The following is a 23,462-nucleotide window of genomic DNA, read 5'->3' as shown; positions in this document are numbered from 1 at the left end:
TCGGCCTTTGAGGTCGTGGTATGGATGACGGATGGCTGGCCGCTGTATGAATCACGCCTGAAGGGAAAGCTGCACGTTATCAGCAAGCGTTACACTCAGCGCATTGAGCGACATAATCTGAATCTGAGACAACATCTGGCAAGGCTGGGACGGAAGTCACTGTCGTTCTCAAAATCGGTGGAGCTGCATGACAAGGTCATCGGGCATTATCTGAACATAAAACACTATCAGTAAGTTGGAGTCATTACCTCTCTATTTGCCAATCAGGATTTAAACAAACAACTTTCTGATGTTGAGGATTTTATTACTAAAAAAGTGGATGCCATTATTATCTCTCCGGTCGATTCGAAAGGCGTCCAGGCGGCGATAATTAAAGCCGATAAGGCCGGTATTCCCGTTATCACCGTCGACGTCGCTGCGGAAGGCGTTCCGGTCGTATCGCATGTTGCGACCGATAACTATGCGGGAGGCGTTGAAGCAGGCAAGTTAATGGGCAAACTTTTGAATGGTAAAGGTACTGTAGCCAGTATTTCTTATCCGGCACTACAATCGGTGGTTGCGCGCGTTGATGGTTTTAAGAAAGGGTTAAGCGATACACCGGATATTAAAATTGTTGCTGAACAGCCTAGTATTACGCGGGCTGAAGCGTTAACGACTGCGCAAAACATTATGCAGGCAAATGCCAACCTGAATGGTCTGTTTGGCTTTGGTGATGATGCGGCGCTGGCAGCGGTTATCGCAGCAAAATCTGCGCATAACGACAACATCAAAATCATTGGTTTTGATGGCATGAAAGAAGCGCGTGATGCCGTTGACAGTGAAAAAACGTTTGCGGCCGTGATTCGGCAATATCCCGATCAAATGGGTGCTAAAGCCATTGATGCCGCTGTTGATCACCTCAATGGTAAACCGGTAGAAAAAATGATCCCGGTACAACCCGGCGTTTATACAGGTAAATAGTAAACATCTTCACCTCACAACAAAACGTTATTGGCGTTTTGTTGTGACACCGAGGTCATTATGACGGATGTTATTCTTGATGTTTCGCATATTGCGAAGACATTTGGTCATGTTCAAGCATTAAAAGATATTACCCTCTCTTTACGTAAAGGGCGGGTGCATACTTTATTAGGCGAGAATGGTGCCGGTAAATCGACATTAATGAAAATACTGGCCGGTGTTTATCCGCCAACCCAGGGAACGATAACACTACGTGGTGAAACTATCACCATTAATAATCCGCAGCATTCACGCCAGTTAGGAATTGCGATTATTTTTCAGGAATTGAGCCTGAGTAATAATATGACCGTGGCGGAAAATATTTATGCCAATAATGAACCGCGACGTTTTGGCATTATTAACGATAAAAAAATGCTCGCAGATTGCCAGAATCTCCTCGCGGAACGGGGCATACCACTAGACCCACTAGAAATGGTCGGCAATATGTCGATGGCACATAGGCAACTGGTAGAAATTGCTAAAGCCTTAAGCTATGCAGCGGATGTCGTGATTATGGATGAACCGACATCTTCGCTAAGTGATAATGAAGCGGAGATTCTGTTTAACATTATTGAAAAATTAAAGCAGCGAGGCTGTGCGGTTATTTATATCTCTCATCGCATGGATGAAATTATGCGGATTTCAGATGATATTTCGGTGATCCGCGACGGTGAGTATATCGCCACGCATGAAAAGAAAAACAGTGATATCCAGCATTTGATTGCCCAAATGGTTGGTCGGGAAATGAAAAATATTTGGCCAGCACGTCTTGGGGAAATACCGGATGAAAATGTTCCTGCAAAACTGGAAGTAAAAAATCTTTCCCATCCTTCGCTTTTTAAAGAGATCAGTTTCGCTGTGCGTCCGGGGGAGGTCCTCGGATTTTTTGGCCTGGTGGGGGCCGGGCGTTCCGATGTGATGAAGGCGCTCTTTGGCCTCGTTTCGTATCAGGGGACTGTGTTGATTGATGGTAAGGAAGTCAGGATCACTAATCCTAAACAGGCTATTGATCATGGCATTGCTTTTGTGACCGAAAACCGCAAGGAAGAAGGGTTAGTGCTGATGCACGACGTCAATATGAACACGCACCATGTGGCGTTTCAATATAACGCTTCGCGGATGGGACTCATCAATCACCGACAAGAAGAGGCGAAGACGCTGCAATCAATTGCCAGAATGAACACTAAAGTGAGTTCTGTACATCAGGCAGTGGGAGCGCTGAGCGGCGGTAATCAACAGAAAATCGTGTTATCGAAGTGGCTGGAGAAAACTCCGCGTATTTTATTGCTCGATGAGCCAACGCGCGGAGTGGATGTCGGCGCAAAATTTGAAATCTATAACGTGATACGTCAACTGGCTGCGGCAGGGACAGCAATTATTCTGGTGTCCTCTGAACTGCCAGAAGTCATGGCACTTAGCGATCGTCTGGTGGTAATGCGTAATAAAACGATTGCCGATATTTATTCATGTGAAAATTTAACGCAGACACAGGTAATGACCGCTGCAACAGGAGTACGTTAAATGACAGAGAAAACTCTTGCCAGTCCGAAACCTTCGGAAATTCCCATTGCAAATAATTTAAAAAAAGTCTTCAGGCAATATGGCGGTATCCTCAGTGGAATGGTGGTGTTAATCATTCTGTTCAGTTTTATTAATGACAGTTTTTTTACCGCCAACAACATTACTAATATTATTCTTCAGGTTTCGATAATTGCAATTACCGCCTATGGAATGACTTATGTACTTTTGCTTGGCGATATTGATTTATCGGTCGGTTCAACCATTGCATTGATTGGCACATTTGCTGCGCTTGGGGCTTCATGGGGAATTCCATTTATTTTATTGGTCCCATTATCCATTATTGCAGCACTGGCTCTGGGGATGATAAATGGTGGCTTGACGGCTATAGCGGGGATCCCGTCGTTTATTGTCACCGTTGCTACTATGGGGATCTTCCGTGGTATCGCTTATATAGTGACCGATGGTATGCCCATCATGATTAAAGATGATGCCTTTCTGGCACTGGGGAATGGAGAATTTCTCTATATACCTATTCCAATCTGGATATTAATCATCTTATTGCTGATTAACCACTTCATTCTTACTAAAACAACCTTTGGACGAAAAATTTATATCACTGGTGGTAATAAAGAAGCGGCAATTTATTCAGGGATAAATGTCACCCGCTTGAAAATTAAAGTCTTTATGATTACAGCCGTGCTGGCAGGTATCAGCGGGATGATCCTCGCCTCACGCCTCTATTCCGGGTAACCGAATTCCGCGTTGAGCTACGAACTGGATGCTATTGCTGCGGCTGTACTGGGAGGCACCAGCCTGAACGGCGGCTATGGAACCGTGGTGGGGACGGTGATCGGCGCATTAACTATCGGCGTTATTAATAATGGCATGAACTTAATGAATGTTCCCTATTTTTACCAGATGGTGGTTAAAGGATTAGTCATTCTTGTAGCCGTTTATTTTGACGTAAGAAATAAAAGAAAACGCAGCTAATCATTTCAAGGAATTAATCATATGAGTAAGGTCTTCACAATTGGAGAAATTCTGGTTGAAATTATGGCGAGTAAAATCGGCCAGCCATTTGATCAACCAGGTATCTGGAACGGCCCTTATCCCAGTGGTGCGCCCGCTATTTTTATCGACCAGGTGACACGTCTTGGCGTTCCGTGCGGCATCATTAGCTGTGTGGGGAATGATGGCTTTGGTGATATTAATATACATCGTCTGGCTGCTGACGGTGTGGATATCAGGGGGATTTCAGTCTTACCTCAGGAAGCTACCGGGAGTGCCTTTGTTACTTATCATAACTCTGGCGATCGCGATTTTATTTTTAATATTAAGAATGCCGCTTGCGGTAAATTATCGGCGCAGCATGTTGATGAAAATATTCTGAAGGACTGTACCCATTTTCATATTATGGGCTCTTCCCTGTTTTCGTTTCATATGGTATGACGCAGTAAAAAAAGCGGTAACTATCGTTAAAGCAAATGGTGGTGTTATTTCTTTCGACCCTAATATTCGTAAAGAGATGCTCGATATTCCAGAAATGCGTGACGCCCTCCACTTTGTTCTTGAGTTAACGGATATCTATATGCCCAGCGAGGGCGAAGTGTTGCTCTTGTCGCCACATTCGACGCCGGAGCGTGCAATCGCAGGTTTTCTTGAAGAAGGTGTTAAAGAGGTGATTGTGAAGCGCGGCAATCAAGGTGCCAGTTACTACTCCGCGAATGAGCAGTTTCATGTTGAGAGCTATCCGGTGGAAGAAGTTGACCCGACCGGTGCGGGAGACTGCTTTGGTGGCGCGTGGATTGCCTGCCGCCAGCTAGGGTTTGACGTCCATCGAGCGCTGCAATATGCCAATGCCTGCGGTGCGCTGGCGGTAACCAGACGTGGCCCAATGGAGGGAACGTCTCGCCTTGCGGAAATCGAAGCGTTCATCCAGCGCCATGACATGTCCATTCGGGAAGCAGCACAATGAAAAACGAAATTTGGTCGTGGATTGGCGATCTCTCGCAGGTTGCCGGAATTAAACACTATGAGTTACGTAGTGGCAGAGCAAAGGGTACAGAAGCGTTTGATGTCCGTACTGGTGCGGGACTGGCATTTACGGTGGTAAAAGATCGCGCGCTGGATATTGCATGGGCCAGCTACAAGGACACGGCGCTTTCTTTTATCACCCCCAACGGCATTGTCGCCCCCGCTTTTTTTGAGTCTCAGGGCAACGGATTTTTACGTAGCTTTTACGCGGGGTTACTGACTACCTGCGGACTTAGCTACATTGGCACGCCTTGTGAGGATGAAGGAGAAACGCTGGGGTTACACGGGCGTTTGGCTGCGACTCCAGCAGAAGAGGTGGGGTATCGCACAGAACGGACCGACGACGGCATTGAATTTGTCATCAATGGCAAAGTACGGGAAACGCGACTGTTCGGCGAAAATCTGACGCTGGAAAGGACCATTCGCTGCCGTTATGGCGAAAATGTGCTGCGCATTGAAGACAAGGTGACTAATCATGGTTTCACCCGCCAGCCGCTGCAAATTCTTTATCACTTTAATTACGGCTGGCCTTTATTATCGCCACAGGCCAGAAATCTTGCTGTCGGCTAAAAGCGTAACGCCACGAACTCCGCATGCGGCGGAAGGGTTAACCAGTCATCTGGAGATTTGTACCCCACAGCCCGGTTTTGACGAGCAGGTTTACTATCTCACGTTGAATAGCGACAGTCAGGGGATGAGTAAAGTTGCTCTGGTGAACGCCGAACTGGGGTGGGGAATTTACGAGAAATTCGACACCATGCAGCTACCCAACTTTATCCAGTGGAAAAATTTAGGCGCGGGTGAGTATGTTATGGGACTGGAGGTCAGTAATAGTTTTCCTGACGGTCGTGATAAAGAACGAGCGCAGGGGCGTCTGCCCTTTATTGAGCCAGGGGAAACAAAGAAATACTGCTTTGAGCTGGGAATTGTTGATGGCGATGCTGAAATGAGCGCGTTGAAAGCGGAAATTGCAGGCTACCGTTAGCTAACGGCAATAAAAACGCCGGGCAGCGTTAACAGGCCCGGCGTTGATTACGTTCTTTGCTAAGCGCGATGAAAACACCGCGCGTCACAAATTATTTTTCCTGAAGACCGAGTTTTTTCTCCAGATAGTGGATGTTAGTGCCACCATGCTGGAAGTTCTCGTCATTCATGATGCGGATCTGCAGATCAACGTTGGTTTTGATACCGTCGATGATCAGCTCCTGCAGCGCATTCTTCATGCGAGCAATCGCCACGTCACGGTTTTCACCGTAGCAAATCAGCTTACCGATCATTGAGTCATAGTACGGCGGTACGGTGTAGCCCGCGTAGATATGAGACTCCCAACGCACTCCAAAACCGCCAGGTGCGTGGAAACGGGTGATTTTGCCTGGGCTTGGCAGGAAGGTGTTCGGATCTTCGGCGTTGATACGACATTCCACCGCATGGCCGCGAACGTGAACTTCTTCTTGCTTGATCGACAGCGGTTGACCGGCAGCGATACGCAGCTGTTCTTTGATCAGGTCAACGCCGGTGATCATTTCTGTAACCGGGTGTTCTACCTGAATACGGGTGTTCATTTCGATGAAATAGAACTCGCCGTTTTCGAACAGGAACTCGAAAGTACCTGCACCGCGATAGCCGATATCAACACACGCTTTAGCGCAACGTTCGCCGATGTAGCGACGTAGTTCCGGGGTAATGCCCGGTGCTGGTGCTTCTTCGACCACTTTCTGGTGGCGGCGCTGCATGGAGCAGTCACGTTCCGCCAGATAGATAGCGTTGCCCTGACCGTCAGCCAGTACCTGAATCTCGACGTGGCGAGGATTTTCCAGGTATTTCTCCATGTAAACCATATCGTTGCTGAAAGCAGCTTTCGCTTCCGCACGGGTCATGGAGATGGATTGTGCCAGTTCAGCGTCGCCGCGCACTACGCGCATACCGCGACCACCACCGCCGCCGGAGGCTTTGATAATCACCGGATAACCAATGCGTTTAGCAATGGCACGGTTTTTATCCATATCGTCGCCCAGCGGGCCGTCAGAACCCGGTACGCAAGGGACGCCCGCTTTTTTCATCGCCGCGATTGCGGATACTTTGTCGCCCATCAGGCGAATGGTTTCTGCTTTCGGGCCAATGAAGATAAAGCCGGAGCGTTCAACCTGCTCGGCAAAGTTGGCGTTCTCGGAGAGGAAGCCGTAACCCGGATGGATTGCTACTGCGCCGGTGATTTCAGCGGCGCTGATGATTGCCGGGATGTTCAGATAACTTTTTACTGACGGAGCAGGGCCAATACAGACCGTTTCATCTGCCAGTAATACGTGTTTTAGATCGCGATCCGCGCTGGAGTGCACAGCGACAGTCTTGATGCCCAGTTCTTTACAGGCACGAAGAATACGCAATGCAATCTCGCCGCGGTTGGCAATAACAATTTTATCCAGCATGTTCGCCTCGTTACTCGATGACGACCAGCGGCTCGTCAAATTCTACCGGTTGTCCACTTTCGACCAGAATTGCTTTCACGGTACCGGATTTGTCCGCTTCGATCTGGTTCATCATTTTCATGGCTTCAACGATGCACAGGGTATCGCCCACGTTGACTTTCTGACCCACTTCGATGAACGCTTTTGCGTCCGGGCTTGGGGTGCGGTAGAAAGTACCAACCATCGGGGAGCGTACGATGTGACCACTGATTTCCGCTGCTGCTGGCGCTTCCATGGAAGGAACGGTCGCCGGAGCGGCTGCGTTAGATTGAGCTGGCTGCTGCATCATTGGTGCAGCGTAAGCTTGTTGCATCACAGGGAAACTTGCGGCAGGAGCTGCACGGCTAATGCGTACTGACTCTTCGCCTTCAGAAATTTCCAGTTCGGAGATGCCTGATTCTTCAACCAGCTCGATCAGTTTTTTAATCTTACGAATATCCATGAGTGGGTTCCGTACTCTTTGTTTAGTGTGATTGTGACAGGCGTTTCACCGCCGTCTGTAAAGCGTATGCCCCGACAGCTGTATGCATAGCGATAAATTCCAGCAGGCCGGGACGCCGGTCTATTTTGCCCCAGAGTATCAATGTTAGACTTGACGGACATTGTGCAGCGATCTGCTGCTATCCTCCGGCAAAAAACAAAATATACCTTCGTTGCGCCAATGTCACCTTTTCCGCAGCGCAAAAACTGCGTCAGGGAGGACGAGGTCGCACATTATAACGATTTCGTAGCAATTGGCAGCTAAATACTGGTCTTATCAGGGAAGATAATCAACAGCTAACATGTAAATAACCTTCAACACCGTGTAATTTGCAACAAGCCGCACAATTCACGAAATTAGCGCCATCATCGACGGAACTTCTTATAACGTAAGGTGAAAAGCTGTAAAGCCAGCCCTGCGAAGATGAGGGGCTGCAATGAGATAATCTTCACAGACCACAAATAATGTAGGGATGCCAGGATCGCGACAAGATAGACGACATTACGCAGCGGTTGCTGGGGATTACCCAATTTTCACTGCATCGTCTGGATAGATGTGAATGCTAAAGCACGCAAAATCAACCGACTGACAATTCTCAGCATTAAATAGGTTCGAGTGGTTAATTTGTAGTCAAATAAAATCAGATTATTCACCCCATGGTACCAGAAATCAGTAACAGGTTAAGCGTAGTGTCGCCCAGGCAAAGCACCATAAACCTAACAGGCGACGGAGGCGTATCAATAATGGCTGTTTAGAGGAGTATCAATGCGCATCAATTTGTGGTCAGTCGAAATCATGACTTTCCAGTTTGGATGATGTTGTACAACTTCCTGACCAAGGTGTTCGACGAAAGCTGTCCGGCTAACCGCTTTTCCCGTTAACCGATTGAATAATGATGTCAAAATGAGTTCCCTCTCTTATTATTCCTTGCTAAATGGTTAGTTAACCTTCACCAGCGTGCGACCCTGGATCTGGTTATTAATGATGGCCTCGGCAAAGTTCGGTGCCTCTGACAGAGATATCTCTTTTGCCGCCTGGGTATAGAATGATTCCGGTAAATCGGCGACCAGTCGCTGCCAGGCTTGTGCGCGGCGTTCTGGTGGCGTCATTACTGAATCCACCCCTTGCAAACGGACATTACGCAGAATAAATGGCATGACCGTGGTTGGCAGAGTAAAACCACCCGCCAGACCACAGGCCGCCACGCAGCCGCCGTAATTCATTTGCGCCAGCACTTTTGCCAGCACTTTGTCGCCAACAGTGTCAATTGCCCCAGCCCAGACTTGTTTTTCCAGAGGACGGGATTCGGCAAACTCATCACGAGGGAGAATACGGCTGGCACCTAAACTTTTCAGATATTCATGGGTACTTTCGCGACCGGAAACGGCAACGACCTGATAACCCAACTTATGCAGCAGCGCCACGGCGGTACTGCCGACGCCACCACTGGCACCCGTCACGACAATCTCCCCGTCCTGCGGGCGAACACCGGCATCTTCCAGCGCCATCACACACAGCATGGCGGTAAAACCGGCAGTACCGATAATTATTGCTTTACGCGCGTCCAGCCCTTGCGGCATGGCAACCAGCCAGTCACCTTTCACTCGCGCCTGCTCCGCCAGCCCACCCCAGTGGTTTTCACCAACGCCCCAGCCAGTGAGTAACACCTCCTGACCGGCATGAAAACGCGGATCTTCGCTGGTGCGTACAGTTCCGGCAAAATCGATCCCAGGAATCATCGGAAAATTACGGATGATTTTTCCCTTACCGGTAATCGCCAGCGCATCTTTATAGTTCAGGCTCGACCAGTGAACATCGACCATGACATCGCCCTCCGGCAGGCGACTTTCGTCCAGAGTCTGTACTGATGCGAGAGTTTTGCCGTCCTGCTGTTCTAAAAGTAACGCCTGCATAAGTGGTCCTCATGTGCATGATGGATTGGAAAATAATTTCTGAAGATTATACTCGCTAATGGAAAAGCAAAGCCGATGAAGCGCAATAAATTGCGAGATAAATCTGATTTGCTAGTATGCCCGCTTCCTCACTATCGGAGTTAACACAAGGATGAGATTAACGACGAAATTTTCGGCCTTTGTTACGCTGCTCACCGGGTTAACAATTTTTGTGACTTTGCTGGGCTGTTCGCTAAGTTTCTACAACGCAATTCAGTATAAGTTTAGTCATCGCGTTCAGGCGGTGGCGACGGCGATTGATACCCACCTTGTGTCGAATGACTTCAGCACATTAAGGCCACAAATTACCGAATTAATGATGTCGGCAGATATCGTTCGTGTAGACCTGCTCCATGGTGATAAACAGGTTTATACCCTGGCCAGAAATGGTAGTTATCGTCCGGTTGGCTCCAGCGATCTGTTTCGTGAACTGAGCGTTCCGTTAATAAAGTATCCGGGGATGTCGCTGCGTCTGGTTTATCAGGATCCGATGGGCAACTATTTCCATTCGTTGATGACCACCGCGCCGCTCACGGGGGCGATTAGCTTTATCATTGTTATGCTCTTCTTGGCGGTACGCTGGTTACAACGGCAACTTGCCGGGCAAGAATTGCTGGAAACCCGGGCTACTCGTATCTTAAACGGTGAGCGTGGCTCTAATGTGTTGGGAACCATCTATGAATGGCCGCCCAGAACCAGCAGTGCGCTGGATACGCTGCTTCGTGAAATTCAGAACGCACGCGAACAACACAGCCGTCTTGATACGCTGATCCGCTCTTATGCCGCCCAGGACGTGAAAACCGGCCTCAATAACCGACTCTTTTTCGATAATCAGTTAGCAACGTTACTGGAAGATCAGGAGAAAGTAGGTACCCACGGGATCGTGATGATGATTCGTCTGCCGGATTTCAATATGTTGAGCGATACTTGGGGGCACAGCCAGGTTGAAGAACAGTTCTTCACTCTGACGAATCTGCTGTCGACATTTATGATGCGCTACCCTGGCGCACTGCTGGCGCGTTACCACCGCAGTGATTTTGCTGCGCTGTTACCGCACCGGACGTTAAAAGAGGCAGAGAGCATCGCCGGTCAGTTAATCAAAGCCGTCGATACCTTGCCGAACAATAAAATGCTCGATCGCGACGATATGATCCACATTGGTATCTGCGCCTGGCGTAGTGGTCAGGATACCGAGCAGGTAATGGAACATGCAGAGTCTGCCACGCGTAATGCGGGATTGCAGGGCGGCAATAGCTGGGCTATTTACGATGACTCGTTGCCTGAAAAAGGACGCGGTAATGTTCGCTGGCGTACGCTTATCGAGCAAATGCTCAGTCGCGGCGGCCCGCGCCTTTATCAAAAACCGGCGGTTACTCGCGAAGGTCAGGTTCATCATCGCGAACTCATGTGCCGCATCTTCGATGGTAATGAAGAGGTTAGCTCGGCGGAGTATATGCCGATGGTCTTGCAGTTTGGCTTATCGGAAGAGTATGACCGTCTGCAAATCAGCCGTCTTATTCCACTATTGCGTTACTGGCCAGAGGAAAATCTGGCGATTCAGGTTACCGTTGAGTCGCTGATTCGCCCGCGTTTTCAGCGTTGGCTGCGCGATACGTTAATGCAATGTGAAAAATCACAACGAAAACGCATAATTATTGAACTTGCAGAGGCCGATGTAGGTCAACATATCAGTCGTTTACAACCTGTTATTCGTTTAGTGAATGCTTTAGGGGTACGGGTAGCCGTCAACCAGGCTGGTTTGACGCTGGTAAGCACCAGTTGGATCAAAGAACTTAATGTTGAGTTACTCAAGCTCCATCCGGGGCTGGTCAGAAACATTGAGAAGCGAACGGAGAACCAGCTGCTGGTTCAAAGCCTGGTGGAAGCCTGCTCCGGGACCAGCACCCAGGTTTACGCCACCGGTGTGCGTTCGCGAAGCGAGTGGCAGACCCTGATTCAGCGCGGTGTTACAGGCGGGCAAGGGGATTTTTTCGCGTCCTCACAGCCACTTGATACTAACGTGAAAAAATATTCACAAAGATACTCGGTTTAACCTGCCGTTTAATCCGTTTTCACGTAGAATAACGCGCGCTGCGTCTCATGGGAGTGTGCTTGTCTGCTCGCCAGATTGTTGCAGCACATATGCAGATGAATGACCTTACGCGGTTGCAAACAGGCGAGGAATGCTGCTGATGCATTAAGCCTTTCTGGACTCAGGCAGAGATTTGTAACAAAGGAAACGAACTGCACTAATTTTCACCGTAGCAGATGATTTTTGCGCCTTGTCGCTGCTGCGTGTGGTTGGTAAAGTAAGCGGATTTTCTTTTCCGCCCCAGCTTTCAGGATTATCCCTTAGTATGTTGAAAAAATTTCGTGGCATGTTTTCCAATGACTTGTCCATTGACCTGGGTACTGCGAATACCCTCATTTATGTAAAAGGACAAGGCATCGTATTGAATGAGCCTTCCGTGGTGGCCATTCGTCAGGATCGTGCCGGTTCACCGAAAAGCGTAGCTGCAGTAGGTCATGACGCGAAGCAGATGCTGGGCCGTACGCCGGGCAATATTGCTGCCATTCGCCCAATGAAAGACGGCGTTATCGCCGACTTCTTCGTGACTGAAAAAATGCTCCAGCACTTCATCAAACAAGTGCACAGCAACAACTTTATGCGTCCAAGCCCGCGCGTTCTGGTTTGTGTACCGGTTGGCGCGACCCAGGTTGAACGCCGCGCAATTCGTGAATCCGCGCAGGGCGCTGGTGCCCGTGAAGTCTTCCTGATTGAAGAACCGATGGCTGCCGCAATTGGTGCTGGCCTGCCGGTTTCTGAAGCGACCGGTTCTATGGTGGTTGATATCGGTGGTGGTACCACTGAAGTTGCTGTTATCTCCTTGAACGGCGTGGTTTACTCCTCTTCCGTGCGCATTGGTGGTGATCGTTTCGACGAAGCTATCATCAACTATGTGCGTCGTAATTACGGTTCTCTGATCGGTGAAGCCACCGCAGAACGTATCAAGCACGAAATCGGTTCGGCTTACCCGGGCGATGAAGTCCGTGAAATCGAAGTTCGTGGCCGTAACCTGGCAGAAGGTGTTCCACGCGGTTTTACCCTGAACTCCAACGAAATCCTCGAAGCACTGCAGGAACCGCTGACCGGTATTGTGAGCGCGGTAATGGTTGCACTGGAACAGTGCCCGCCGGAACTGGCTTCCGACATCTCCGAGCGCGGCATGGTGCTCACCGGTGGTGGCGCACTGCTGCGTAACCTTGACCGTTTGTTAATGGAAGAAACCGGCATTCCAGTCGTTGTTGCTGAAGACCCGCTGACCTGTGTGGCGCGCGGTGGCGGCAAAGCGCTGGAAATGATCGACATGCACGGCGGCGACCTGTTCAGCGAAGAGTAATCGGATGCAGGCAGGGGAAATGTCTGTTTACCCTGCCTGGTCTGATACGAGAATACGCATAACTTATGAAGCCAATTTTTAGCCGTGGCCCGTCGCTACAGATTCGCCTTATTCTGGCGGTGCTGGTGGCGCTCGGCATTATTATTGCCGACAGCCGCCTGGGGACGTTCAGTCAAATCCGTACTTATATGGATACCGCCGTCAGTCCTTTCTACTTTGTTTCCAATGCTCCTCGTGAATTGCTGGATGGCGTATCGCAGACGCTGGCCTCGCGTGACCAACTAGAACTTGAAAACCGGGCGTTACGTCAGGAACTGTTGCTGAAAAACAGTGAACTGCTGATGCTTGGACAATACAAACAGGAGAACGCGCGTCTGCGCGAGCTGCTGGGTTCCCCGCTGCGTCAGGATGAGCAGAAAATGGTGACTCAGGTTATCTCCACGGTTAACGATCCTTATAGCGATCAAGTTGTTATCGATAAAGGTAGCGTTAATGGCGTTTATGAAGGCCAGCCGGTCATCAGCGACAAAGGTGTTGTTGGTCAGGTGGTGGCCGTCGCTAAACTGACCAGTCGCGTGCTGCTGATTTGTGATGCGACCCACGCGCTGCCAATCCAGGTGCTGCGCAACGATATCCGCGTAATTGCAGCCGGTAACGGTTGTACAGATGATTTGCAGCTTGAGCATCTGCCAGCGAATACGGATATTCGTGTTGGTGATGTGCTGGTGACCTCCGGTCTGGGCGGTCGTTTCCCGGAAGGCTATCCGGTCGCGGTTGTCTCTTCCGTAAAACTCGATACCCAGCGCGCTTATACTGTGATTCAGGCGCGTCCGACTGCAGGACTGCAACGTTTGCGTTATCTGCTGCTGCTGTGGGGCGCGGATCGTAACGGCGCTAACCCGATGACGCCGGAAGAGGTGCATCGTGTTGCTAATGAACGTCTGATGCAGATGATGCCGCAGGTATTGCCTTCGCCAGACGCGATGGGGCCAAAGTTACCTGAACCGACAACGGGGATCGCTCAGCCGACTCCGCAGCAACCGACGACAGGAAATGCAGCTACTGCGCCTGCTGCTAATCGCTCTCCACAAAGGGCTACGCCGCCGCAAAGTGGTGCTCAACCGCCTGCGCGTGCGCCGGGAGGGCAATAGTGGCGAGCTATCGTAGCCAGGGACGTTGGGTAATCTGGCTCTCTTTCCTCATTGCGCTGTTGCTGCAAATCATGCCCTGGCCGGATAACCTGATTGTTTTCCGGCAAACTGGGTGTTACTTATCTTGTTGTATTGGATCCTGGCCTTGCCCCATCGCGTAAATGTGGGCACAGGTTTTGTGATGGGTGCCATACTGGATCTGATCAGCGGCTCGACGCTTGGCGTACGCGTATTGGCGATGAGCATCATTGCTTACCTGGTGGCGCTGAAATACCAGCTTTTCCGCAACCTCGCATTATGGCAGCAGGCGCTAGTCGTCATGTTGCTTTCGCTGGTGGTGGATATTATTGTTTTCTGGGCAGAGTTTTTAGTGATTAACGTCTCTTTCAGACCGGAAGTGTTCTGGAGTAGTGTAGTCAATGGGGTGCTCTGGCCGTGGATTTTCTTGCTGATGCGTAAAGTCCGTCAGCAGTTTGCAGTGCAATAAAGGTTTCTATGACTTCTCTGTATTTAGCTTCCGGTTCTCCGCGTCGTCAGGAGTTACTTGCGCAACTTGGCGTGACCTTTGAACGTATTGTTACGGGCATTGAGGAGCAGCGTCAGCCGCAGGAGAGCGCGCAGCAGTATGTTGTGCGTCTGGCACACAAGAAAGCACAGGCGGGTGTCGCGCAAACGGCGCAGGATCTCCCGGTGCTGGGTGCGGATACTATCGTTATCCTGAATGGAGAAGTGCTGGAGAAACCGCGCGACGCAGAGCATGCGGCGCAGATGTTGCGCAAATTATCGGGTCAGACCCATCAGGTGATGACGGCAGTGGTGTTGGCCGACAGCCAGCACATTCTCGATTGCCTGGTGGTCACCGATGTGACTTTCAGAACGTTAACAGACGAAGACATCGCGGGCTATGTCGCCAGCGGTGAACCGTTAGATAAAGCAGGTGCATACGGTATTCAGGGGCTGGGTGGCTGTTTTGTCAGGAAGATAAATGGCAGCTATCACGCCGTAGTCGGCTTACCGCTGGTTGAAACGTATGAATTATTAAGTAATTTTAACGCACTGCGTGAGAAAAGGGATAAACATGACGGCTGAATTGTTAGTAAACGTAACGCCTTCGGAAACGCGAGTGGCGTATATTGATGGCGGTATTCTGCAGGAAATTCATATTGAACGTGAGGCGCGACGCGGAATAGTAGGCAATATCTACAAGGGTCGTGTAAGTCGTGTACTTCCGGGTATGCAGGCGGCTTTTGTAGATATTGGGCTGGATAAAGCCGCGTTTCTTCATGCATCCGATATCATGCCGCACACCGAATGTGTGGCGGGTGAAGAACAAAAGCAATTCACGGTGCGCGACATCTCGGAACTGGTTCGTCAGGGGCAAGATCTGATGGTGCAGGTGGTGAAAGATCCGCTTGGCACTAAAGGTGCGCGCCTGACCACCGATATCACGCTGCCTTCTCGCTATCTGGTGTTTATGCCAGGGGCTTCTCACGTTGGGGTTTCCCAACGTATTGAAAGCGAATCAGAACGTGAACGCCTGAAAAAAAGTGGTCGCAGAGTATTGCGACGAGCAGGGCGGGTTTATCATCCGTACCGCAGCGGAAGGGGTTGGCGAGGCTGAACTGGCCTCCGATGCCGCTTATCTGAAACGCGTCTGGACCAAAGTTATGGAGCGTAAAAAACGCCCGCAGACCCGTTATCAGCTGTACGGCGAACTGGCGCTGGCGCAGCGTGTTCTGCGTGATTTCGCCGACGCCGAACTGGACCGCATTCGCGTTGACTCACGCCTGACTTACGAAGCATTGCTGGAGTTTACCTCGGAGTACATTCCCGAGATGACCAGCAAGCTGGAGCATTACACCGGACGCCAGCCGATTTTCGATCTCTTTGATGTCGAAAACGAAATCCAGCGAGCGCTGGAACGCAAAGTAGAACTGAAATCCGGTGGTTATCTGATTATCGACCAGACCGAAGCGATGACCACCGTGGACATCAATACCGGAGCGTTTGTCGGTCATCGCAATCTGGACGACACCATTTTCAATACCAATATTGAAGCGACGCAGGCTATCGCTCGCCAGTTACGGTTGCGTAATCTGGGTGGGATTATCATTATTGATTTCATCGATATGAATAATGAAGATCACCGCCGCCGCGTGCTGCACTCGCTGGAGCAGGCGTTGAGCAAAGACCGGGTGAAAACCAGCGTTAATGGTTTTTCGGCGCTGGGGCTGGTGGAGATGACGCGTAAACGCACCCGCGAAAGCATTGAGCACGTACTGTGTAACGAATGCCCAACCTGCCACGGTCGCGGAACGGTGAAAACCGTGGAAACGGTATGCTATGAAATCATGCGCGAGATTGTTCGTGTCCACCATGCTTACGACTCCGACCGTTTCCTGGTCTATGCTTCTCCGGCAGTAGCTGAAGCCTTGAAAGGCGAAGAGTCACACTCGCTGGCGGAAGTGGAAATTTTCGTTGGCAAACAGGTTAAAGTACAAATTGAACCGCTCTATAACCAGGAGCAGTTTGACGTCGTAATGATGTAAACAGATGCTGGGCCGCCATCCGGCAAAGGGTTTTTGAGTCACATTTTTAGCAGACAAGGAGTGACGGGTGAGGCGATTGCCGGGGATTTTACTGCTTACTGGAGCCGCGCTCGTTGTGATCGCAGCCCTGCTGGTTAGCGGCCTGCGTATTGCTTTACCGCATCTTGACGCCTGGCGTCCGGAAATCCTCAACAAAATAGAATCCGCGACTGGCATGCCGGTAGAAGCCAGTCAGCTCTCAGCCAGCTGGCAGAATTTTGGCCCGACGCTTGAAGCACACGACATCCGTGCAGAACTAAAAGATGGCGGCGAATTTTCGGTTAAACGCGTTACTCTGGCGCTGGATGTCTGGCAGAGCTTGTTACATATGCGCTGGCAGTTTCGCGACCTCACTTTCTGGCAGCTGCGCTTTCGCACCAACACTCCTATCACCAGCGGTGGTGGTAATGATAGCCTGGAAGCCAGTCACATCAGCGATCTGTTTCTTCGTCAATTTGACCATTTCGATCTCCGCGACAGTGAAGTCAGTTTTCTGACGCCATCCGGTCAGCGCGCCGAGCTGGCGATCCCACAACTCACCTGGCTGAACGATCCACGTCGACACCGTGCGGAAGGCCTGGTAAGCCTCTCCAGCCTTACCGGACAGCACGGCGTGATGCAGGTGCGCATGGATTTGCGCGATGATGAGGGGTTGTTAAGCAATGGTCGCGTCTGGCTACAGGCGGATGACATCGACCTGAAGCCGTGGCTCGGTAAATGGATGCAGGACAATATTGCTCTGGAAACGGCACAGTTCTCCCTTGAAGGCTGGATGACGATCGACAAAGGCGATGTAACCGGCGGTGACGTCTGGCTGAAACAGGGCGGTGCCAGCTGGTTGGGCGAGAAGCAAACGCATACGCTGTCGGTGGATAATCTGACCGCGCATATTACGCGTGAAAATCCGGGCTGGCAGTTCTCTATTCCCGATACACGGATCACGATGGACGGCAAACCCTGGCCGAGCGGAGCATTGACGCTGGCCTGGATACCGGAACAGGACGTTGGCGGCAAAGACAATAAACGCAGTGACGAACTCCGGATTCGCGCCAGTAATCTGGAGCTGGCAGGCCTGGAGGGCATACGCCCGCTGGCCGCGAAACTTTCACCTGCACTGGGTGATGTTTGGCGCTCCACACAACCGAGCGGCAAGATTAACACTCTGGCGCTGGATATCCCGCTTCAGGCGGCAGACAAGACCCGTTTTCAGGCATCGTGGAGCGATCTGGCCTGGAAGCAATGGAAATTATTACCGGGTGCGGAACACTTCTCCGGGACGCTTTCCGGCAGCGTTGAAAATGGTTTGCTTACCGCGTCGATGAAGCAGGCAAAGATGCCTTACGAAACGGTATTCCGTGCGCCACTGGAAATCGCCGACGGCCAGGCAACTATAAGCTGGCTGAACAATGACAAAGGTTTCCACCTGGATGGGCGTAATATTGACGTTAAAGCCAAAGCTGTCCATGCGCGCGGCGGTTTTCGTTACCTGCAACCTGCTAACGATGAACCCTGGCTGGGTATTCTGGCTGGCATCAGTACCGATGATGGTTCACAAGCCTGGCGCTATTTCCCGGAAAACTTGATGGGTAAAGACCTAGTTGATTACTTAAGTGGCGCGATTCAGGGCGGTGAAGCGGATAACGCGACGCTGGTTTATGGTGGCAATCCGCAACTCTTCCCCTATAAACACAACGAAGGTCAGTTTGAAGTGCTGGTGCCGCTGCGTAACGCGAAGTTTGCCTTCCAGCCGGACTGGCCTGCATTAACTAACCTTGATATTGAACTGGACTTTATTAACGACGGTTTATGGATGAAAACCGATGACGTTAATCTGGGCGGCGTGCGCGCGAGTAATCTCACCGCAGTGATCCCTGACTACTCGAAAGAAAAACTGCTGATTGACGCTGACATTAAAGGTCCGGGTAAAGCCGTTGGCCCTTACTTTGATGAGACACCGCTGAAAGATTCTCTGGGTGCGACCCTGCAAGAACTCCAGCTCGACGGCGATGTGAATGCTCGCTTACATCTTGATATCCCGCTGAACGGCGAACTGGTAACCGCGAAAGGTGAAGTGACGCTGCGTAATAACAGTCTGTTTATCAAACTACTCGACAGCACCCTGAAAAATTTGAGCGGTAAATTCAGCTTTATCAATGGCGATCTGCAAAGTGAACCACTGACAGCAAGCTGGTTTAATCAGCCGTTGAACGTGGATTTTTCCACCAAAGAAGGGGCAAAAGCCTACCAGGTTGCGGTAAACCTCAACGGTAACTGGCAACCGGCGAAAACCGGCGTTCTGCCTGCAGCGGTGAACGAAGCATTGAGTGGCAGCGTGGCGTGGGATGGTAAAGTGGGCATTGATCTGCCTTATCATGCTGGCGCGACCTATAACGTAGAGCTGAACGGCGATCTGAATAATGTGAGCAGTCACTTACCTTCACCGTTAGCCAAACCTGCGGGTGAACCACTGCCGGTAAACGTTAAGGTTGATGGCAATCTCAGCAGCTTTGAATTAACCGGACAGGCTGGTGCGGATAACCATTTCAATAGCCGCTGGTTGCTTGGTCAAAAGCTGACGCTCGATCGTGCTATTTGGGCGGCAGACAGTAAAACGCTCCCGCCGTTGCCGGAACAAAGTGGCGTTGAACTCAATATGCCGCCGATGAATGGTGCCGAGTGGCTGGCCCTGTTCCAGAAAGGCGCTGCGGAGAGTGTCGGTGGTGCAGCGAGTTTCCCACAACACATAACGTTACGTACGCCTATGTTGTCACTGGGAAATCAGCAATGGAATAACCTGAGTATTGTTTCGCAACCGACGGCAAATGGCACCCTGGTTGAGGCACAGGGGCGTGAAATCAATGCCACGCTGGCGATGCGTAATAACGCGCCGTGGCTGGCGAATATCAAATATCTTTATTACAACCCGAGCGTGGCGAAAACTCGTGGTGATTCAACACCGTCATCACCTTTCCCGACAACGGAGCGCATTAACTTCCGTGGCTGGCCGGACGCACAAATACGATGCACAGAGTGCTGGTTCTGGGGGCAAAAATTCGGTCGTATTGACAGTGATCTCACCATTTCTGGCGATACGTTAACGCTGACCAATGGACTGATTGATACTGGTTTCTCGCGGCTTACTGCCGATGGTGAATGGGTTAATAATCCGGGGAATGAACGTACCTCGCTGAAAGGAAAACTGCGCGGGCAGAAAATTGATGCCGCCGCAGAATTTTTTGGTGTCACGACGCCCATACGCCAGTCGTCATTTAATGTGGATTACGATTTACACTGGCGCAAAGCACCCTGGCAACCAGATGAGGCGACGTTGAATGGCATCATTCATACTCAACTGGGTAAAGGCGAAATTACCGAAATCAATACCGGACATGCCGGGCAATTGCTGCGCTTATTGAGCGTTGATGCCCTGATGCGTAAGCTGCGTTTTGATTTCAGAGACACTTTTGGCGAAGGGTTCTATTTTGACTCCATTCGCAGCACCGCGTGGATTAAAGACGGCGTTATGCACACCGACGACACGCTGGTGGATGGCCTGGAGGCGGATATCGCCATGAAAGGGTCGGTAAATCTGGTACGTCGCGACCTGAATATGGAAGCGGTTGTCGCACCAGAGATTTCTGCGACGGTGGGCGTGGCTGCGGCTTTTGCGGTTAACCCCATTGTTGGCGCGGCAGTATTTGCAGCCAGTAAAGTGCTGGGGCCGCTGTGGAGCAAAGTCTCCATTTTGCGCTATCACATTTCGGGTCCGCTGGACGATCCGCAAATCAACGAAGTGTTGCGCCAACCGCGTAAAGAAAAAGCGCAATGATTTGACGAGGGCGCGTAATTGCCCCAATCTCATATGATAATCGTTGCCAAAGGCCAACGAGCCAGAACATAACCGTAGGTCGGATAGGGCGTTCACGCCGCATCCGGCAGCCGTAAAAAATCCTCTACTGCAGTAACTAACGAGTAGCAAAAACGATGAGTCTTAACCTAGTAAGTGAACAATTGCTAGCGGCGAACGGCCTGAAACATCAGGACTTGTTCGCGATCCTCGGTCAACTGGCCGAACGTCGCCTTGATTATGGCGATCTCTATTTTCAGTCGAGCTATCACGAATCCTGGGTTTTAGAAGACCGCATTATTAAAGATGGTTCTTACAACATCGATCAGGGCGTTGGCGTGCGTGCAATCAGCGGTGAAAAAACCGGATTTGCTTACGCTGACCAAATCAGCCTGCTGGCGCTGGAACAGAGTGCGCAAGCGGCGCGCACCATCGTCCGTGATAGTGGTGATGGCAAAGTACAGACGCTGGGCGCGGTAGGGCATAGCCCGTTGTATACCTCGGTAGATCCGCTGCAAAGCATGAGCCGTGAAGAGAAGCTGGATATCCTGCGTCGCGTCGATAAGGTTGCTCGCGAAGCGGACAAGCGCGTACAGGAAGTGACTGCCAGCCTCAGTGGTGTCTATGAATTAATTCTGGTTGCGGCCACCGACGGCACGCTAGCGGCGGATGTCCGTCCGCTGGTGCGTCTTTCCGTGAGCGTTCTGGTCGAAGAAGATGGCAAACGCGAACGCGGTGCCAGTGGCGGTGGCGGTCGTTTTGGTTATGAGTTCTTCCTTGCCGATCTTGACGGCGAAGTCCGTGCGGATGCATGGGCAAAAGAAGCAGTGCGTATGGCGCTGGTCAATCTTTCTGCCGTTGCTGCACCAGCGGGCACCATGCCGGTAGTACTTGGCGCAGGTTGGCCGGGCGTGCTGTTGCATGAAGCGGTAGGTCACGGTCTGGAAGGCGACTTCAACCGCCGCGGCACTTCAGTATTTAGTGGGCAGGTCGGGGAGCTGGTGGCTTCAGAACTGTGTACCGTGGTTGATGACGGCACGATGGTCGATCGCCGTGGTTCGGTGGCGATTGATGACGAAGGTACGCCAGGCCAGTACAACGTGCTGATTGAGAACGGCATTCTGAAAGGCTACATGCAGGATAAACTCAACGCGCGTTTGATGGGGATGACGCCGACTGGCAACGGTCGCCGTGAATCCTACGCCCATCTGCCCATGCCGCGTATGACCAACACCTATATGCTGCCGGGTAAATCGACCCCGCAGGAAATTATTGAATCCGTTGAGTACGGTATCTATGCACCGAACTTTGGTGGCGGTCAGGTGGATATCACCTCCGGCAAATTCGTTTTCTCCACTTCAGAAGCATATCTGATTGAAAACGGTAAAGTAACGAAGCCGGTGAGAGGCGCAACGTTGATTGGTTCCGGTATCGAAACCATGCAGCAGATTTCGATGGTTGGCAACGACCTGAAACTGGATAACGGCGTGGGTGTCTGCGGTAAAGAAGGGCAAAGTTTGCCGGTTGGCGTGGGCCAGCCAACGCTGAAAGTTGATAACCTGACTGTTGGCGGTACTGCGTAATAATTTCATTATTTTCAGAAGGATAATTAATCTTTCTACGTGCACGAACGGTCCCCTCGCTCCTCTGGGGTTAGGGTGAGGGGAACCCGTTGGCACAGGTTTGTAGAACGTAACAGTACAATATGAATTACTTCTCTTTCCCGCGCCCGTGCATCTCCTGAAACAATTTACCGACCTCAACAAAATAATCCGTCAGCGAGTTGATCACGACCTGTACCTTCAGCGGCAGCTTATCTTTTTCGGTATATAACGCATAAACCGGGCGTGGATCTGACTGATAACGCGGCAGCAGGATCTCCAGCTCCCCACGATTGATCTCGTTGATCACCCACATCAGCGGCACGTAGGCGATCCCGGCACCCGCCGTTAGCCAGCGCACCAGCGTCATCGGATCATTAGTCACAAATCTCCCTTGCGGGATCAGGCGAGTCGAGATCCCTTCCGGTGCAATCAGTTCAAATTCATTGTCGGGCCGCACGCTGTATTCAAGCCATGAATGGCTACTTAAATCGGCGGGTTTTTCCGGTATGCCGTATTGTGTGAGATAGCTTTTCGCGGCGCACACCACCATTGGCATCGCGCCAAGACGGCGGGAAAACAGGCTGGAATCCTGCAACGCGCCGACGCGGATCACCACATCCAGACCGTCGGCAATCAGGTCGGGGGCTGGAATTCCGGTAACCAGATTGACGCTCAAACCTGGGTATTCTTTCAGCATTTTGGCTGTCAGCCCGGCGAGAACATTTTGTGCCATAGTTGAAGAACAGCCAATGCGTAGCGTCCCGATGGGGGTGTTATTGAAGGCATACAGTTGCTCATGAACATCCTGCACTTCATGAAGCATACGACGGCAGCCCTGGTAGTAAATTCTACCGGCTTCGGTCAGGCCAATGCTGCGTGTGCTACGGTTTAACAGCTTTACCTGCAACTCATCTTCCAGTTTTGACACCGTCTGACTGATGGACGAAACGCTCATCTGTAGCTGTCTGGCGGCGGCGGTAAAAGAGCCAAATTCAACTACTTTGGCAAACACCGACATGCGTTTTAGTCGTTCCATTATTCACTCTGACTTAAAAGTGATTTAGATCACATAATATATGGATTTGCCCCTATATTTCCAGACATCTGTTATCACTTAACCCATTACAAGCCCGCTGCCGCAGATATTCCCGTGGCGAGCGATAACCCAGCGCACTATGCGGATGCCATTCGTTATAATGCTCGAACGCCTCTGCAAGGTTCTTTGCTGCCGTTAACCCGTCTGGTTTGGGCATGATACTGATGTAGTCACGCTTTATCGTTTTCACGAAGCTCTCTGCTATTCCGTTACTCTCCGGACTCCGCACCGCCGTGTTCTTCGGTTCAAGTCCCAACATCCGGGCGAACTGGCGTGTTTCATTAGCCCGGTAGCATGAACCATTATCCGTCAGCCACTCCACT

Annotated in this window: 14 protein-coding genes and 5 pseudogenes; 14 read left to right on the top strand and 5 right to left on the bottom strand. The window is 50.9% G+C overall.

Going from position 1 to position 23,462, the window contains the following annotated elements; translation table 11 throughout:
* The 6 genes and pseudogenes from BHE85_RS20630 to BHE85_RS20605 form a co-directional block, all read left to right on the top strand.
* A partial coding sequence (locus BHE85_RS20630; protein WP_001393844.1) for an IS1 family transposase occupies window positions 1–234 on the top strand: 234 nt, incomplete at its 5' end.
* Window positions 235–243: 9 nt separating this feature from the next.
* A complete protein-coding gene (locus tag BHE85_RS20625; protein ID WP_071844796.1) occupies window positions 244–960 on the top strand; it encodes a substrate-binding domain-containing protein in 717 nt (238 codons plus the stop codon).
* A 60-nt stretch (window positions 961–1,020) separates the two neighbouring features.
* A complete protein-coding gene (locus BHE85_RS20620; protein WP_000132915.1) occupies window positions 1,021–2,520 on the top strand; it encodes a sugar ABC transporter ATP-binding protein in 1,500 nt (499 codons plus the stop codon).
* Window positions 2,521–3,510: pseudogene (locus tag BHE85_RS20615) on the top strand (ABC transporter permease).
* 21 nt (window positions 3,511–3,531) lie between these two features.
* Window positions 3,532–4,495: pseudogene (locus BHE85_RS20610) on the top strand (sugar kinase).
* Window positions 4,492–5,539 (top strand): annotated as a pseudogene (locus BHE85_RS20605) (aldose 1-epimerase family protein). The pseudogenes BHE85_RS20610 and BHE85_RS20605 overlap by 4 nt, the downstream one beginning before the upstream one ends.
* A gap of 91 nt (window positions 5,540–5,630) precedes the next feature.
* Here BHE85_RS20605 and accC read toward each other — a convergent pair.
* From accC to acuI, 3 genes are all read right to left on the bottom strand, one after another.
* Window positions 5,631–6,980 (bottom strand): acetyl-CoA carboxylase biotin carboxylase subunit, encoded by a 1,350-nt coding sequence (gene accC / locus BHE85_RS20600; protein WP_000884639.1) that lies wholly within the window; start codon window positions 6,978–6,980, stop codon window positions 5,631–5,633.
* Window positions 6,981–6,990: 10 nt separating this feature from the next.
* Window positions 6,991–7,461: an acetyl-CoA carboxylase biotin carboxyl carrier protein gene (gene accB, locus BHE85_RS20595; RefSeq protein WP_000354622.1), complete on the bottom strand. Its 471-nt coding sequence runs from the start codon at window positions 7,459–7,461 to the stop codon at window positions 6,991–6,993.
* Window positions 7,462–8,438: 977 nt separating this feature from the next.
* Entirely contained in the window at window positions 8,439–9,413 is a 975-nt protein-coding gene (gene acuI / locus BHE85_RS20590; protein WP_001148451.1) for an acrylyl-CoA reductase (NADPH), read from the bottom strand.
* A 151-nt stretch (window positions 9,414–9,564) separates the two neighbouring features.
* On the opposite strand from acuI, the gene csrD reads away from it, so the two are divergent.
* From csrD to tldD, 8 genes and pseudogenes are all read left to right on the top strand, one after another.
* Window positions 9,565–11,505, top strand: a complete 1,941-nt coding sequence (gene csrD / locus BHE85_RS20585) for an RNase E specificity factor CsrD (protein WP_001241442.1) — start codon at window positions 9,565–9,567, stop codon at window positions 11,503–11,505.
* 304 nt (window positions 11,506–11,809) lie between these two features.
* The gene (mreB, locus tag BHE85_RS20575; RefSeq protein ID WP_005008593.1) at window positions 11,810–12,853 is read left to right on the top strand and encodes a rod shape-determining protein MreB; all 1,044 of its coding nucleotides are present in this window, start codon (window positions 11,810–11,812) and stop codon (window positions 12,851–12,853) included.
* 65 nt (window positions 12,854–12,918) lie between these two features.
* Window positions 12,919–14,004 (top strand): rod shape-determining protein MreC, encoded by a 1,086-nt coding sequence (mreC, locus tag BHE85_RS20570; protein WP_000802520.1) that lies wholly within the window; start codon window positions 12,919–12,921, stop codon window positions 14,002–14,004.
* A pseudogene (mreD, locus tag BHE85_RS20565) lies at window positions 14,004–14,491 on the top strand (rod shape-determining protein MreD). Before mreC ends, mreD begins: the two are co-directional and overlap by 1 nt.
* 8 nt (window positions 14,492–14,499) lie before the next feature.
* Window positions 14,500–15,093, top strand: coding sequence for a nucleoside triphosphate pyrophosphatase YhdE (gene yhdE / locus BHE85_RS20560; RefSeq protein WP_000203089.1), 594 nt, complete (start codon window positions 14,500–14,502; stop codon window positions 15,091–15,093).
* Window positions 15,083–16,553 (top strand): annotated as a pseudogene (gene rng / locus BHE85_RS20555) (ribonuclease G). The gene yhdE and the pseudogene rng overlap by 11 nt, the downstream one beginning before the upstream one ends.
* A gap of 67 nt (window positions 16,554–16,620) precedes the next feature.
* Window positions 16,621–20,421, top strand: coding sequence for an AsmA2 domain-containing protein YhdP (gene yhdP, locus BHE85_RS20550; RefSeq protein ID WP_001253548.1), 3,801 nt, complete (start codon window positions 16,621–16,623; stop codon window positions 20,419–20,421).
* 155 nt (window positions 20,422–20,576) lie between these two features.
* The gene (gene tldD, locus BHE85_RS20545; RefSeq protein WP_000055918.1) at window positions 20,577–22,022 is read left to right on the top strand and encodes a metalloprotease TldD; all 1,446 of its coding nucleotides are present in this window, start codon (window positions 20,577–20,579) and stop codon (window positions 22,020–22,022) included.
* A 127-nt stretch (window positions 22,023–22,149) separates the two neighbouring features.
* Here the strand turns inward: tldD and aaeR are convergent, their stop codons facing one another.
* Window positions 22,150–23,079: an HTH-type transcriptional activator AaeR gene (aaeR, locus tag BHE85_RS20540; RefSeq protein ID WP_000440317.1), complete on the bottom strand. Its 930-nt coding sequence runs from the start codon at window positions 23,077–23,079 to the stop codon at window positions 22,150–22,152.
* Window positions 23,080–23,131: 52 nt separating this feature from the next.
* The coding region (locus tag BHE85_RS20535) for an integrase core domain-containing protein (RefSeq protein WP_000321149.1) at window positions 23,132–23,462 on the bottom strand (331 nt) is incomplete at its 5' end.

The organism is Shigella sp. FC1567, assembly GCF_001743015.1.
In the GTDB taxonomy this organism is placed as follows: domain Bacteria; phylum Pseudomonadota; class Gammaproteobacteria; order Enterobacterales; family Enterobacteriaceae; genus Escherichia; species Escherichia coli.
Note: the sequence above shows the minus strand (reverse complement) of the source record. Positions and strands in the feature narration are given on the sequence as shown.